The organism is Marinobacter suaedae (genome assembly GCF_030519635.1).
Classification (GTDB): domain Bacteria; phylum Pseudomonadota; class Gammaproteobacteria; order Pseudomonadales; family Oleiphilaceae; genus Marinobacter; species Marinobacter suaedae.
On sequence record NZ_JAUMIS010000002.1, the window covers coordinates 204,611 to 218,618 of the forward strand.

General features: G+C 55.3%; 14 protein-coding genes and 2 tRNA genes. 8 read left to right on the plus strand and 8 right to left on the minus strand.

What is annotated here, in order from left to right; genetic code table 11:
- Positions 1 to 17 precede the first annotated feature (17 nt).
- Positions 18 to 1,223, minus strand: a complete 1,206-nt coding sequence (locus QVZ43_RS09770) for an acetate/propionate family kinase (protein WP_302909785.1) — start codon at positions 1,221 to 1,223, stop codon at positions 18 to 20.
- Between the two features lie 20 nt (positions 1,224 to 1,243).
- On the minus strand, positions 1,244 to 3,658 hold the full coding sequence (locus tag QVZ43_RS09775) for a bifunctional diguanylate cyclase/phosphodiesterase (protein ID WP_302909786.1): 2,415 nt from the start codon (positions 3,656 to 3,658) through the stop codon (positions 1,244 to 1,246).
- A gap of 240 nt (positions 3,659 to 3,898) precedes the next feature.
- Here QVZ43_RS09775 and ccoM point away from each other — a divergent pair, with 240 nt between their 5' ends.
- Positions 3,899 to 4,051, plus strand: a complete 153-nt coding sequence (ccoM, locus tag QVZ43_RS09780) for a cytochrome c oxidase subunit CcoM (protein WP_302909787.1) — start codon at positions 3,899 to 3,901, stop codon at positions 4,049 to 4,051.
- Positions 4,052 to 4,109: 58 nt separating this feature from the next.
- On the opposite strand, the gene QVZ43_RS09785 is transcribed toward ccoM, so the two are convergent.
- The 4 genes from QVZ43_RS09785 to QVZ43_RS09800 form a co-directional block, all read right to left on the minus strand.
- Positions 4,110 to 4,185, minus strand: a tRNA-Glu gene (locus tag QVZ43_RS09785).
- An 82-nt stretch (positions 4,186 to 4,267) separates the two neighbouring features.
- Positions 4,268 to 4,786: a hypothetical protein gene (locus QVZ43_RS09790; RefSeq protein ID WP_302909788.1), complete on the minus strand. Its 519-nt coding sequence runs from the start codon at positions 4,784 to 4,786 to the stop codon at positions 4,268 to 4,270.
- Positions 4,787 to 4,840: 54 nt separating this feature from the next.
- Positions 4,841 to 5,752 (minus strand): TIGR01777 family oxidoreductase, encoded by a 912-nt coding sequence (locus tag QVZ43_RS09795; RefSeq protein ID WP_302909789.1) that lies wholly within the window; start codon positions 5,750 to 5,752, stop codon positions 4,841 to 4,843.
- Between the two features lie 53 nt (positions 5,753 to 5,805).
- Positions 5,806 to 6,177, minus strand: coding sequence for a sirohydrochlorin chelatase (locus QVZ43_RS09800; protein WP_302909790.1), 372 nt, complete (start codon positions 6,175 to 6,177; stop codon positions 5,806 to 5,808).
- A gap of 100 nt (positions 6,178 to 6,277) precedes the next feature.
- Between QVZ43_RS09800 and QVZ43_RS09805 the strand changes: the two genes are divergently transcribed.
- From QVZ43_RS09805 to QVZ43_RS09835, 7 genes are all read left to right on the plus strand, one after another.
- Positions 6,278 to 6,880, plus strand: a complete 603-nt coding sequence (locus QVZ43_RS09805; RefSeq protein WP_302909791.1) for a DUF924 family protein — start codon at positions 6,278 to 6,280, stop codon at positions 6,878 to 6,880.
- A gap of 103 nt (positions 6,881 to 6,983) precedes the next feature.
- Positions 6,984 to 7,712 (plus strand): TetR/AcrR family transcriptional regulator, encoded by a 729-nt coding sequence (locus tag QVZ43_RS09810; RefSeq protein ID WP_302909792.1) that lies wholly within the window; start codon positions 6,984 to 6,986, stop codon positions 7,710 to 7,712.
- A gap of 140 nt (positions 7,713 to 7,852) precedes the next feature.
- Positions 7,853 to 8,572 (plus strand): murein L,D-transpeptidase catalytic domain family protein, encoded by a 720-nt coding sequence (locus tag QVZ43_RS09815; protein ID WP_302909793.1) that lies wholly within the window; start codon positions 7,853 to 7,855, stop codon positions 8,570 to 8,572.
- Positions 8,573 to 8,723: 151 nt separating this feature from the next.
- Positions 8,724 to 8,799: transfer RNA gene (locus QVZ43_RS09820), tRNA-Gly, on the plus strand.
- 126 nt (positions 8,800 to 8,925) lie between these two features.
- Complete coding sequence (locus QVZ43_RS09825; protein ID WP_302909794.1) at positions 8,926 to 9,714, plus strand: MOSC domain-containing protein; 789 nt, start codon at positions 8,926 to 8,928, stop codon at positions 9,712 to 9,714.
- 56 nt (positions 9,715 to 9,770) lie between these two features.
- On the plus strand, positions 9,771 to 11,666 hold the full coding sequence (locus QVZ43_RS09830) for an ATP-binding cassette domain-containing protein (RefSeq protein WP_478219528.1): 1,896 nt from the start codon (positions 9,771 to 9,773) through the stop codon (positions 11,664 to 11,666).
- On the plus strand, positions 11,663 to 12,328 hold the full coding sequence (locus QVZ43_RS09835; protein WP_302909796.1) for a DUF6901 family protein: 666 nt from the start codon (positions 11,663 to 11,665) through the stop codon (positions 12,326 to 12,328). Before QVZ43_RS09830 ends, QVZ43_RS09835 begins: the two co-directional genes overlap by 4 nt.
- Positions 12,329 to 12,394: 66 nt before the next feature.
- Here the strand turns inward: QVZ43_RS09835 and QVZ43_RS09840 are convergent, their stop codons facing one another.
- Positions 12,395 to 12,832, minus strand: a complete 438-nt coding sequence (locus tag QVZ43_RS09840; protein WP_223795553.1) for a universal stress protein — start codon at positions 12,830 to 12,832, stop codon at positions 12,395 to 12,397.
- A gap of 148 nt (positions 12,833 to 12,980) precedes the next feature.
- On the minus strand, positions 12,981 to 13,799 hold the full coding sequence (locus tag QVZ43_RS09845) for a hypothetical protein (RefSeq protein WP_302909797.1): 819 nt from the start codon (positions 13,797 to 13,799) through the stop codon (positions 12,981 to 12,983).
- Positions 13,800 to 14,008 lie beyond the last annotated feature (209 nt).

The window sequence follows — 14,008 nt, forward strand, 5'->3', positions numbered from 1 at the left end:
AATGGCGATCCTTACTGTCAGGGGCGTTCACTGGGGGTAGGGGTTTCCGCCAAACGTTTGGCTTCACTGGCAATGACCAGTTCTTCATTGGTGGGGATCACCATCACCGGAAAGCGCGATTCGGGGGAGCTGATGATACCGTCGCTGAATCCACCGTGCGCGGAATTGAGATCCGCTTCCAGTTCGAAGCCAAGCAGTCCAAGGTGATTACAGGTTTGCTCCCGGATACGACTGCTGTTTTCACCAATGCCACCGGTGAATACCAGAGCATCGATCCGGTTCAGTGAGGCCATCATGGCACCAATGTACCTGGCCAGTCGGAAACAAAATACATCGATGGCTAATCGGGAGGGCTCGTGGCCATGATCTGCCAGATCGCACAGGGTGCGCATGTCATTGGTTTGTCCGGACAGGCCAAGCAAACCACTTTGCTGGTTCAGTACGTCGTTAAGTGCCGCTGCGGTGATGCCTTTGCCATCGAGGTAGTCAAACAGCCCCGGATCTACATCTCCACTGCGGGTGCCCATCACCAAACCTTCCAGAGGGGTCAGCCCCATGCTGGTGTCAACGCTCAGGCCATCGCGGATGGCAGTTATGCTGCAGCCGTTTCCAAGATGGGCAGAAATCAGAGACGTCGTGGCGGGGGTCCGGTCCAGTCGTCGGGCAGTTTCCCGGGACATAAAATAATGGCTGGTCCCATGAAAGCCGTATCGACGCACAGCCCAATCCCGGTAGTAGCTCTCTGGAACAGCGTACATGTAGGCTTTGGGTGGTAGCGTTTGGTGAAAGGCGGTGTCGAATACCGCAACCTGCGGAACCCGGGGGTAGAGCTTGCGCATGGCCTCAATACCGGCAAGATTCACCGGGTTGTGCAATGGTGCAAGTCCCGAACACGCCTGAATACCTTCGATGACATCGTCGTCGATCAGCACGGCTTCCCGGAACGTCTCACCCCCATGTACTACCCGATGCCCGATGGCGGACGGTGCCGAATCAAGCAGACCCAGTTCCTCGAATGCGGACAACACAACTTTGAGGGCTTGCTCGTAACGAGCTTCGGGCTCAATCGCCAGGGGGGCATCGATTCCCTCAATACGGGCGAAGGCATCCGCAGTGTTGAGTCGCTCAACCAGGGCGGAGGAAATCTTCTGTTCCTGATGGTCAAAGAGTGCGAGCTTGATGGACGAACTGCCGCAGTTAACGACGAGCGTATTGGCTTGCATAGGCTTGTGGTTCCTGATGGTCAGGCCTGAACGCGCTCATTGGTTCTGAGCCATTCTTCGAAGTCCTGCTTGGGCAAAGGATGACTGTAGAAAAAGCCCTGGGAGAAATCGCACCCTTCCTGCCTGAGGAAATGGGTCTGTGCTTCCTCCTCAACGCCTTCAGCGATCACCCGAAGGCCGAGGCTGTGAGCCATATTGATAATGGCTTTAACGAGGGAGGCATCTTCAGGCTCCTTCATGACATCCTGCACGAAGGACTTATCGATTTTCAGGGTATCGAAAGGATAGCTCTTTAGGTAGCTCAAGGCTGAATAGCCGGTGCCAAAATCATCCACTGACAGCCGCACGCCCGCACGGTCGAGCTCCCTTAGGATCTCTGCGGTTTCGATGGAGTTGTCCAGAAGAAGCCGTTCGGTGATTTCCAGTTCCAGCAGTTCCGGGGCCAATCCGCACTCGGCAAGAATTCGCATCACCACTTCCGGGAAACTTGGATCACGGAACTGCCTGGGCGACACGTTCACGGAAATGGCAATGTCCTGGCCGCTAATTTGTTTCCACCGCACGGCGGCACGGCAGGCGTTTTCCAGCACCCATTCGCCGATTGGAATGATCAGCCCCGTTTCTTCCGCAAGTGGGATGAACCTGTCAGGCATTACCATGCCCATGGCCGGATTTCGCCAACGCAACAAGGCTTCGACAGCACACAGGTGACCGGATTTGGTGTGAACAATGGGTTGGAAATTCAGCTCCAGTTCCCGGAGCTCCAGTGCCCGACGCAACCGCGATTCCATTTGCAGTCGATCCTGGGAGACCTCGGTCATTTCAGGCGTGAAGTGGGCAAAGGCACTCTTACCTTTGTGCTTGGCCTGGTACATCGCGGCGTCGGCATGCTGGAGCAGAGTGCCACAATTCTTCGAATCGTCTGGGAAGGTCGCGATGCCGATGCTGGTCGTGACGAACACTTCCTGCCCGTTGAGCACATAGGGCGGTGTAAAGGTTTGTAGAATGCGTTCAGCGACCTGATCGGCGGACTCTTTTTCGGGGAGTCCGGGCAGGATAACCAGGAACTCATCCCCGCCCAGACGGGCAACGGTACTGGTTCCCCGAAGACAGCTCGATATGCGACGAGCGGCTTCAACCAGCAAGCTGTCGCCGGCATCGTGGCCGAGGGTGTCGTTAATATGCTTGAAATTATCGAGGTCGAGGAACATTACCCCGACCATAGAACGTTCGCGCTGAGCCTGCGCCAGGGCCAGTTTCAGGCGATCGAGTGCCAGCATGCGGTTGGGAAGGCCGGTCAGTACATCGTAGTTTGCCTGGCGTAAAAGTTGCTGTTCGTACCGTTTCCGGATGCTGATGTCCTCGCCAAGGATGAGGAAGCCGCTGGTGTTACCCTCGTTATCCTTGATGGGGGTGACAATGAGCTGCTCCCAGAAGCGCTCGCCATTCTTCCGCGTGCTATTTACTTCGCCCTGCCAGACACCCACTCGTTGCACCTGAAGCCGGATAGACTGCCACAATTGCTGGTTTTCACGGCTGTTGAAAGCACTTGGATCAAGAGAGCCCGGGTGCCTGCCCCGGATTGACTCGGGTTTGTAGCCGGTTAGCTGCATGAATTTGTGGTTGGCGAATTCGATCCGCCACTGACGATCACAAATAAGCACGGAAGATGGGCTCTGCTCGATGACCTTTGAAAATTTGCGGATCTCCGCGGCATCCCGTTCCTGTCGCTTAACGTCTTCATGCAAGCGCTCGCGCATCTGGTTGATCGCATCGGTAACCTGGCCGAGTTCATCCATACGATTGGTCGGCGTATCGGCCCGTTGAAGCTGCAAGGGCTCTGAGGCGGTACTAAGAGAGAGCTTCCGGGCGTAATCGGCCATGTCGGACAGGTGGCGTGTAACAAAGTGCCGGAATATCCAGATGATCAGAATGGATACGAAAAAGGTCTTCAGAAACTGAGTCGCCAGGATAACACCAACCTTGCGCTTCAGTTCCAGGTGGAGTCGGCTGAGGTCGGCGGTAACCGTCAGTTCTCCGAGCTTGATGGACTGATCGCCTTCGTGAGTGAGTTTAAAACTATGGGAACGGGTTTTGGCGTTCCGGGGCATGTCGCCCAGCACCAGTTCGGAATCTGGCTGGCGAAGTCGCAGGTGAACGATGTCTGGCAGGCTCAGGATACCCTCCATCTGGGTTCGCAGTAGTGCGCTGTCGAGGGACCAGAGACTTTTGGAAAGGCTGGATGCGTAACCGGATTCAACGACCTCCAGGTGACGTTCAATCTGGTTCAGGTCCTCACGATAGTCGGAATAAATCTGGATCGCAGAGGCGATCAGCGAGAACGCGGAACTGAAAAGCAGAATCCAGGCAAGGAGTCTGAACGAAAGCGGGGAGGCCTGGCGGAAACGTTGGAATCGGTTCGACAGTGTTGGCATACCTGTAACTGCTTTATTAGGTCCGGTCAGTGTCGGGAGTAGGTATTATCCGATAACCGAATATAACAGCAGTGCTTTACCAGTGTCCTGCAAATATCCGAAATCTGGGGAAAAGTGTGCCGAGGTTCAGAGTTTTTGTATATCGGGCAGGGCGTTCGTTGTTTGACGTGGGTCAATACGGGCATTCGAGGGCAGGCTTAGTCTGAACGCATCAGATTTCGATACTTTCGGAGGTGCTTTATGTATATGGATGCGGTCGTTATCGCGGGATTGGTGGTTGTGCTGTTGGTGGTTGGCTTTTTTGGTGGCGTTGCGCTGTTCGTGGCCAAGGACCAGAAAGAGCACGGTCCAGAAACCCGGACAAAATCAGATCACGCAGGGCAGAGGCTTTAAGCAGCTTGCGAGACGAGTATTCGAAGAAAGAATTCCAGGGAAGGAACAAGAAAGAAAATGGCGTCCCCTAGGGGGTTCGAACCCCTGTTGCCGCCGTGAAAGGGCGGAGTCCTAGGCCACTAGACGAAGGGGACGCAACGTTTTCAAACCTTGCCTCGTCGAGGTGGCGCGTATATTAGGGAAGCGCCTCGGGCCTGTCAACGCCTTTTTTAAAAATTATCCCGAATTTTTCAGACAGCGCTTTAGTTCGGACGCAAGTGCGTCAAACAGCACTCCTGCACCCTGACTTTCGAAGGTGTCGAAAATTTTGGTAACGGCATCCTTATGCTCTGGTGAAAGCTGTGCGGCTACGTTTGCCGGATTTGCCTGGAGGGTCGCAGCGAGCCCGATTTCATATCGCGATTTGTTTTCACCGGCACACTGATGGAAATGATGTTCGCGGCTGCCAGCGGCGGGGATGCCCCTGTATTCGTACACGCCTCTTGCGCACCGGGCATACTCGGAATGAACCGCAGAGTGGGCTTCCACAATGCCCTCCCGGTTGGCAAGCGCCAGTATCGCCTCAAGCCGCTGGGCGCCCGGGTCGCTCAGATCCAGAAGCGAGGTACTGAGTGTTTGGAGATCGAGGCCGCGGTCTGCTAATTGCAATACGGTGAGATACTCGCTGGTAACCAGGCTGCAGGATTCGTAGCTCTGTGACGCAAAAGCTTCCCCGGCCAAACTTGGCTGGGTCACGAGAAGTGGCGCCAGGATGAAAGTCACAAAGGACGTCGGCGCGACGTCACCATCCTAGCTCTCCTTCCTCAGGCAGTCTGCTAACGCGGCCCCCAGTTCTGGGAACTGGAATGAGAACCCCTCCTTAAGCAATCTCTCTGGTAAAGCCTTCTGGCCTGTCAACAGAAGCCTCGACATTTCACCGAGGCCGAGTTTCAGCGCCACGGCGGGCGCAGGAATCACGGTCGGCCTGTTAAGGGCATCGCCGAGGGTCCGGGTAAATTCTTCGTTAGTGACCGGATTAGGACTCACGACGTTATAGGGGCCGCTGGCATCGGGGTTATCCAGCATCCAGACTAAGGCAGCCACCACATCGGCCCGGTGAATCCATGGCATGTACTGCTGCCCGTGACCCAGTTTCCCGCCCAGGCCGAGTTTGAACGGCAGGACCATGCGTTGCAGAAAACCGCCACCGGGTCCGGCGACTATACCGGTGCGCGACAAACAAACCCTGACCCCTTGTTCGGAAAGCTGAAGAGCGGCATTTTCCCAATCCCGGCAGAGTTGGTGGGTAAATTCATCCCGGGGTGGTGTGTCTTCGGTTACGGCCTGGTCATCCTGATTACCGTAAAAGCCCACCGCAGAGCCGGAAACCATGACGGCCGGCGGTGTTTCCCAGCTGCGGGCAACGTCCACCAGTGTTTCGGTCAGGCCGATTCGGCTGTCGCGGAGTGCCTTCTTCCGGGCATCGCTCCATCGTTTGTCGGCGATGCCTTCGCCGGCCAGATTGATGATCGCGTTAAAACCGCGGTGGTTCCTCAGTTGGTTCAGGTCCCGGGTGGTTTCTACCGGACCGCACAGGGACATAACGCTTTTGGCTGGCTGGCGGCTCAGTACGGTTAGCTCATACCCCTGCTCGAGAAGCGTAGGGCAGAGCTGTTGGCCAATGAAGCCTGTGCCACCTGTGAGAAGTATTCGCTGAGACATCGGGTTTTCCTCCGATTGACGTTCCTTGTGGGAGGTTGGCTTAAAGTTGCGCTTTAACCGGTATCCGTACCTAAATGGCTGACAACGGCATCTCGGATCGCATTGCCAATCTCGGGGCTCTCGCCGATTGGAGGTGCTAGTTGGATTTCTACATTATGTGTGGATTCCAGGTCTCTGACCATGGCTGGAACGTCCTTCCTCAGGTGTCTGCCGGCGGCCAGGAAGAGAGGCACAATGGTGAAGGAAGTGAATCCCGCGGAGGCTCCCTCTGCTATCACGTCATCGAGGGACGGGCTGGCCAGTTCCATATAGGCGATTTTCGAACCGCTGACGGCATCCAGTGTTGGCTGAGCGAGCTTTTCAAAGGTCTGGCACCAGTGCTTGTCACTGCTGCCGTGTGCCAACAGAATAATGCGGTTGCTCATTGCTCCTCCAGGTTAATCAACTTCGATCGGCGTGTCGTAACAGCCAGTACGCGCTCAGTTCCCGAAATCACTGGCTTCTAAGATAGCAGGGTGTGTGTAAATGTTCGATTGGAAAGAGATTCTGGATTTCTGGTTTGGTGAACTTGATGGCAATGGCTTGCCGGACCACTTTCACCGAAGCAGGTGGTTTCATGCCGACCGAAAGTTTGACCAGGAGCTCCGCCGCCGGTTCATGTCCATGATTGTGCTTGCCTCCGAGGGCGGCCTCTCGCACTGGCGCGTCGAAGCAGGGGGCAGGCTGGCGGAAATTCTCCTGCTGGATCAGTTTTCCCGGAATGTTTTTCGTGGCTCTGCGTTGGCTTTCGAACAGGACTCCCTGGCCAAGAAACTCTGTCACCAGGCCATGCGCGCAGGGCATGATATGGAATTGCCGCCGGTACAGAGGGCATTCCTTTACATGCCGTTGAAACACTCTGAACGTATCGACGATCAGAGCGAGTCGGTGGACTGTTATGAACAACTGTTTGCATCAACTCAGGGTGTACTGAAAGAGTTGATGGCCAGCTTCGCCCAATCGGCGCGTGATCACCGGGATATCGTTGACCGTTTTGGTAGGTTCCCCCATCGGAACGCTGCTTTGGGGCGCGTCTCCCGACCAGAGGAGAATGAGTACCTGAAAAAGGCCCGTCGTTTCGGGCAGTAAGACTAAAGGAGTACCCACTTTTTGACGAGTTCATCAATGTTTGACGGTCTCGGGTTATTCATACTGGCCTTCAGTTTTCCGTTACCAAGGATGGAGCGCCAGCATGGGACAAATGGAGCCGACGACAGGAACCAAGGTCAAACCACAGGCAGAGCTGGTTGATGCCTTTCCCGCCTATCAGGGGCGAAAAGTGGCGAGGGCAAAAAGCGCTGCCCGCCGAAGGGCTATTCTTGAGGCTGCTCTGCGAATTGCTGCACGGGATGGGGTTCGGGGCATAAAGCATCGTTCTGTCGCTCAAGAGGCCGGCGTCCCCCTGGCTGCCACCACCTATTATTTTCGTGATATCAACGAACTGATCAGCGATGCCTTTCTGCTGTTTGCCGAACGCGCCAGCCACGATATTCAGTCATTCTGTGACACACTTGGCCTGGTTCTGGACAATCAGCCGCCAGAAGACCTGGCGAGGAAGAGTCCGCGCCGTGGTCTTTTAGCTCGTCGACTGGGGACCATTGCCAATGCGTTTATTGAGAGTCATGTCAACGGGGGGCGGGACCGGATGTTGGTCGAGCAGGTTTTTTTGATTGAAGCCCTGCGGGAGCCCCATCTGGCGGAAATGGCCCGCCGTTATCGTCATTCGTGGATTGCGGGTCTCAGGGGTGTTCTGGAGAGATTGGAATCGCCTCACCCCCATGAAGACGCAACCCTCGTGATCGATCTGGCGTTCGGTATGGGTTATGACCAGTTGCTCGGCTTGCCCGGGGGAGAGGCGGTTTCCCTCAAGCGGGGCGTTGAACGAATGGTCAACCTGATCCTCGGTGTCGGTTACGAGTAGCGCTGAAAACCTTTCCGCTTATTGTGTTTTGTATGAAAAGTGTACCGGAGGGTCCTGGCCTTCCATTCGATTGATAGAATCCGCGTCGAAAATTTGAGCTGGTACCACGCGTGCCGGCAGTAAACGACCGAGGATTCTGAATGCTGGCTGGCAACGTTGTTCGTTCATTTCTTTTGGCTATAGTCGGTTCGCTTTTTCCTGTTGCTTCTTTTGGCACATCTCATGATCCATCACTGCTTGAGCTTCTGTCCGATTCCGCCCCAGACCTGAACCCCATTGTATTAAGGCGTGCGGTAACCGCCACTCAATGCGCGATCCGCAACGGTCTTGCCGTTCCCGAGCGTTTGGCGGTAATCGATTTCTCCCGCCCCTCCAGTGAAGAGCGTTTGTGGATCTTTGACCTGGCGGATGGCCGACTCCTGCTTCGTGACCTTGTGGCTCACGGCAAAAACTCGGGGCTGTTCGATTCCACCTCATTTTCCAACGTGGAAGGGAGTCACCAGTCCAGCATTGGTCTCTTTCTGGGTAGCGAGTCGTACTACGGTAAGCATGGATACTCTCTGAGACTCGATGGGCTGGAGCAGGGTTTCAACCATCGTGCCCGGGAGAGGGCGATCGTTATTCACGGTGCGGATTATGTAAGTGACGCGTGGGTCGGTCAGTACGGGCGAGTCGGGCGCAGTCACGGCTGTCCGGCCGTTGACAGACAGGTTATCCAGCAGGTGGTCGATAACCTCAAAGGTGGGCAACTGGTGTTCAAATATTACCCGGATGAGCATTGGATGGCAGAGTCATCGTTGCTGAATTGTTCGGGCAATGAGGTTGCCGAAGCAACCGTCGAGGACGGCAACTCGGGCTGAGGTTGATTGGTGTTTGATCAGTTTGCTGGCTTTTTCATCAAGTGTTCGCGGCCCCTGGAAGAAAACGAAAAAAACTTTGAGAAAAGTGGTTGACGACCGGCCTGTGATCCGTAGAATACGCCTCCGTTGTCGGCATCAACCGACACGATTTGCGGGAATAGCTCAGTTGGTAGAGCACAACCTTGCCAAGGTTGGGGTCGCGAGTTCGAATCTCGTTTCCCGCTCCAGATTTTTGAAACCCGGCTTCGTATGAAGCCGGGTTTTTTCGTTTTTGGCGTGCAGGAATCGGCGGGGTGTGTCGACGTCGGATATAATCATGCTCCCTGAAATCCATCGGAGCGGATGAGCTCGCTATGAATGTACAGTTTCTATGGGTCTACCCCGTAAAGTCACTGGCCGGTATCCGTGTTGAGGCGTTGGACCTCGATGATTTCGGTCCAGCTCATGACCGTCGCTGGATGCTGGTGGACGATAACGGGCGTTTTGTCACCCAGCGCACTCATCCCGAGCTCGCGAAAATCAAAACATCCCTTGCTGCCGGCGAGGTTGGTGTTGAGATACCGGGTTATGGGAGCTTTGCTCTTGAGCCGACTGAAAGGCGATTGGAGGCGAAGGTTTGGGGCGATCAGGTCAACACGGTATTGGGTGCAGAGGAAGCCAACGCTGCAGTGAGTGCGTTTTGCCAGAGATCACTTCGTTTCGTGTTTATGCCCGAAGATTCTTTTCGCCAGATTGATCCCGATTACGTAACGTCACGGCGCCGTGTTGGCTTTGCCGATGGTTATCCGCTCCTTATTGCCAACCAGGCTTCGCTGGAAGAGCTTAATGGGCGACTCCGGGATCCGGTCGAGATGCGGCGTTTTCGGCCCAATGTGGTGGTTTCCGGCTTCACCGCATGGCAGGAAGACCATTGGCGGGAGCTCAGCGTCGGAACTGTCCGTCTTAGTCTGGCGAAACCCTGTTCTCGCTGCGTCATGACGACTGTCGATCCGGAGGTTGGGGTAAAGGACAGTGATGGTCAGCCTCTGAAAACGTTGAGTGGCTATCGGCGGCAAAAGGAAGGTGTGATCTTCGGCATGAACGCTATTCATCAGAGCAGGGGTTGCCTGTCGGTTGGCGATCCCGTTTCAGTCATTGCATAAGGAGTAAGGCGTCTGTGCCTTTGTTAACGCTTGAGTCAATATCGCTTTCTTTCGGGATGCATCCGCTTCTGGATCAGGCCAGCCTGACGGTAGAGCAGGGGGAGCGAGTCTGTCTGCTCGGCAGGAATGGTGAAGGAAAGTCGACTCTTCTGAAGGTGGTGGGCGGCGAAGTGGTTCCGGACGGCGGTGTGGTCAGGCTGGAAGATGGCGCGATGCTGTCGGTATTGCCACAGAATCTTCCGTCGGACGACTCGCGAAGCGCCTACGACGTTGTTGCGGGTGCCTTTCCGGAAACCGGCGATCTGCTCGCGGAATTCCACGGCCTTTCACAAAAGGCGGACGAAGCCAGTCTTGATCGTCTCATGAAGGTTCAGGAGCGCCTCGAGGCACTGGACGGCTGGCGGCTGGATCAGAAAGTGACGACTATTCTCGGCCAGTACGGGATTGATCCGGACCGGACCCTTAACACACTGTCAGGTGGCTGGCAGCGCCGGGTGTTGCTTGCCCGTGCACTGGTTGCCGAACCTGACATTCTGCTGCTGGATGAGCCTACGAACCATCTCGACGTACCCGCCATCGCCTGGCTCGAGGACGCATTAAGTCAGTTTCGCGGAGCGATCCTGTTCGTGAGTCACGACCGGGCGTTTATCCGTCGAATCGCGACCCGGATAGTGGAGCTGGACCGCGGGCAGTTGGTCAGTTTTGCCGCAACCTATGACCGGTATCTCGACCTCAAAGCGAAGGCGCTTGAGGAGGAAGAGCGACAGAACGCGCTCTTTGATAAGCGTCTCAAGCAGGAGGAGGCGTGGATCCGGCAAGGAATCAAGGCCCGGCGCACCCGGAATATGGGGCGTGTTCGCGCATTGAGAGCCATGCGCGAGGAGCGGCGCCAGCGTCGGGAACGTACCGGTAATGCCAGCTTTGCGGTTGAGGATGCCTCGCGCTCAGGCAATCTGGTGGTTGAAGCTCACGGCGCAGGTTTTGGTTATGCCGGCCAAACCACCATCATCCGCAATCTGGAGTTGACAGTTCGTCGGGGCGACAAGATCGGCCTGGTAGGTGAAAACGGGACTGGTAAGACGACCCTGGTGAGGCTCCTGTTGGGAGGCCTGGAGCCCACCGAAGGTCGGATTCGGCTGGGTACCAATCTGGAGGTTGCCTATTTCGATCAGCTCCGGGGGGAACTGGACTTAACCAGAAACGCCCTGGATAACCTGTCCGAAGGCCGGGAGTTCATCGAAATCAATGGGCGTAACAAGCATGTCCTCGGCTACCTGCAGGAGTTCCTGTTTACACCGGAGCGGGCGCGCTCTCCGGTCCGCGTGTTCTCGGGCGGGGAGAGGGCCCGGTTGCTGCTTGCAAAACTGTTCAGTAAACCGGCTAATGTGCTGGTTCTCGACGAGCCAACCAACGATCTTGACGTGGAAACCCTGGAGTTGCTTGAAGAGCAGTTGGCTGAATTCAAGGGCACGGTCATTGTTATCAGTCACGACCGGGAATTTCTGGATAACGTGGTGACGGAAACGCTCTTTCTGGATGGTTCCGGCGAGGTCCGGTCGTTTGTCGGTGGCTACAGTGACTGGCGTCATCAGGGAGGACGGTTCCCCTCAGAGAGCGGTGGCAATCGTCCTGATCGTCAGGACGTGGCGAAGACTGAAAAAACGCAGCCTAAAGATGCCAATATCAAGTCCGGTGCTGAGCAAAAGCGCACAAAGCCGGCAACTGGAAAACTTAGTTACAAACTGAAACTGGAGCTCGAGCAACTGCCCGCCAAAATTGAGGCATTGGAACAGGAAGTTGCCGAACTTGAAGGTACAATCGCCAAGGCTGATTTCTATTCAGGGCCACCGGATGAGGTGTCTGGGACTCTGGAAAACCTGACAGAAAAGCAGGCATCTCTGGAGGCGGCGATCGAAAGGTGGATGGAGCTCGAGGAGCAACAGAATAAATGAATGTAAAGTACCGCTTTGAGTTTCAGGGTGGCCGGACCGTTGAATTCGCTGCTTCCGATCATCCCGAAGTTCCTGCCGGCAAGCAGCCGGCGTGGGCCAGGCTGGAGCATTGCAAGTGCTCCAATTGCCCTCTTAAGTCTGGCGCCATGGAATACTGTCCGGCCGCAACGGAGATTCAGCCAGTCGTCGAGGCCTTCCAGGCCGACAATGCGTTCGACAGGGTTCATGTTGAAGTTACCGACGATCGCCGCAGCTATTCAAAGGACACCACGCTTGAAGAGGCTCTTCGGTCCCTCATGGGGCTAAAGATGGCAACCAGTGGGTGCCCGGTGCTGAGTGAGCTCAAACCCATGGCTATTCATCACCTGCCTTTCGCCAGCTCCGATGAATTTATTGCGCGCAGTGTTTCCCATTACCTGTTGCAGCAATATTTTGCCAAGCGGAACCACGGTGAGCCCGATTGGGAGCTAAGAGGTCTGGTTGAGCGCAACCGGCGATTGCAGTTGGTTAACCAGGCTTTGTGGCAGCGCATTCACTCGGTCTGCATGGGGGACAGTAACCTGAAGGCACTGCTTAACTTTTTCTCGATGGCTTCGAGCGTCAGTTTCTCGCTGGAAACCCAGCTTAGGAAGCTTGAGGGGAAGATGACCGTGGAAGGGTGATCAGAGTTTGCCCGGCGTTAGGTAATGATGAGCCGGAGTACCCATATGGGCGCTCCGGCTTTTTCTTTATTCCTGCTCGATTCTCACGGCCAGTACATCGCATTCGCTGCCATGCAATACGCCGTTGGCTGTCGATCCCAGCAATAACTGAAACCCCTTCCTTCCATGACTTCCAACCACGACCAGGTCGCCGTCCATTTCCTTGGCAAGCCGGTGGATTTCTGATTCCGGACGGCCTACCGTCACGATTTGCTGATCCTTGCCAACGCCGTATTCCTCGCCGTAGGCGGCCAGCTGGTCGTGCGCGGCCTTGTCCAGCTGGTCCTGGAGTTCTGTGAGGTCCATGGGGATGTCGCCGCCGTAAGCATAGCCAACCGGCTCGACCACATGAACCAGGGTAAGCTGGGCGCCGTGGGTCTGTGCCAGTGACTGCGCTTTTTTGAGAACCTGCGGAGCTTCTTCGGTCAGGTCGATGGCAACCAGAATGTTTTTGTAGGTGGACATCGCGTCACTCCTTCGTCTGCGTGGATAGGCTCTGGATAATACGTCCAATGTATCTCAGAAAGTGTAGCGGGAAACTGATGCGTATCAATAAAGATGGGTGGGGGAAATCAAGCCTGACGGGTAGTTAGGGCCGTCAGGCTTGCAAGGATCAGGCTTTGTTCTGTAGCAGTTCGATCGTGGTTGAGAGGCCTTCTATGATGCCTTTTGAATAGCGATCGATAATAAAGCTGACGTTACGGTCGTTGAAGTTGATGTAGGAGCCCCGAATGAATTCCCACTTAGAAGAAACATTCTGGATGGTTTCCTCTACGGCGTCTTCGTTGTCTCCGCGGGTGACCACTGCCAACAGTTGGTCGAATTCGCGGGCCTGCTCATCGAGAGGCTTCTCGGTTTCGGCACCCTGGAATGTCTGGTACACCGAGGAGTTGGAGCGGGCCGAATACTTCGCCATCATTTGTGCCATCATGACGGAAGCTGACCGTGCAGCTTCGACGCGAGGGTTGTTCCCGGTTTGAGTGCTTTCCTGGGAAATGGAATACAGCTCCGTGGCGATGTCATTCATTGTCAGGGCCTGGTTGGCCATGTCTGACACCAGACGGAGGTCCGGGTAGCCGGTTTTCCGAACATCATTCACATTGCTTCGCATCAGATCCTTGAAGCTGTCAAACTCCTGATTCAAAGACTCAATCTGCTCTTCGGTCAGAATGCCACTGGTGCTTTCGATAACGGCGTTCATGGCATCGTTGGCACCATTGATGGCAGCAACGATTTCATTCAGGGTTTCGGTATCTCCGCTGGCGCTGAACCGGTAGTAAGCGTCCATCGCCATATAGTTGTTAATCCGGAATTCATGAAGATTGGCAAGGAAGTTACCAGCGGTTTCCTGAGCCCGGGCGCCCATGGATGCAAATACAAGCAGTACCAAGGCAACAACCAGGGAGCGGACCTGGAGGCGAGAGTCTTTCATCGGATAAGTCTCCGTAATGCTGTTTTATTATTGTGAACCACAACTCGTTCTCCGAAGTTAAAGTAACTGGGCTGGCCAATCAAGCAATTTTGCCGCCTCAACCCTTGTGAGTAGTCAACAAGTATAAGAAGAAGGACCATTGAGTGGATTTTATTCAGGTTTACTCTGTCACACTCCTTGGAGCTCGGTGGATTGCCTGTCCAGAGGTG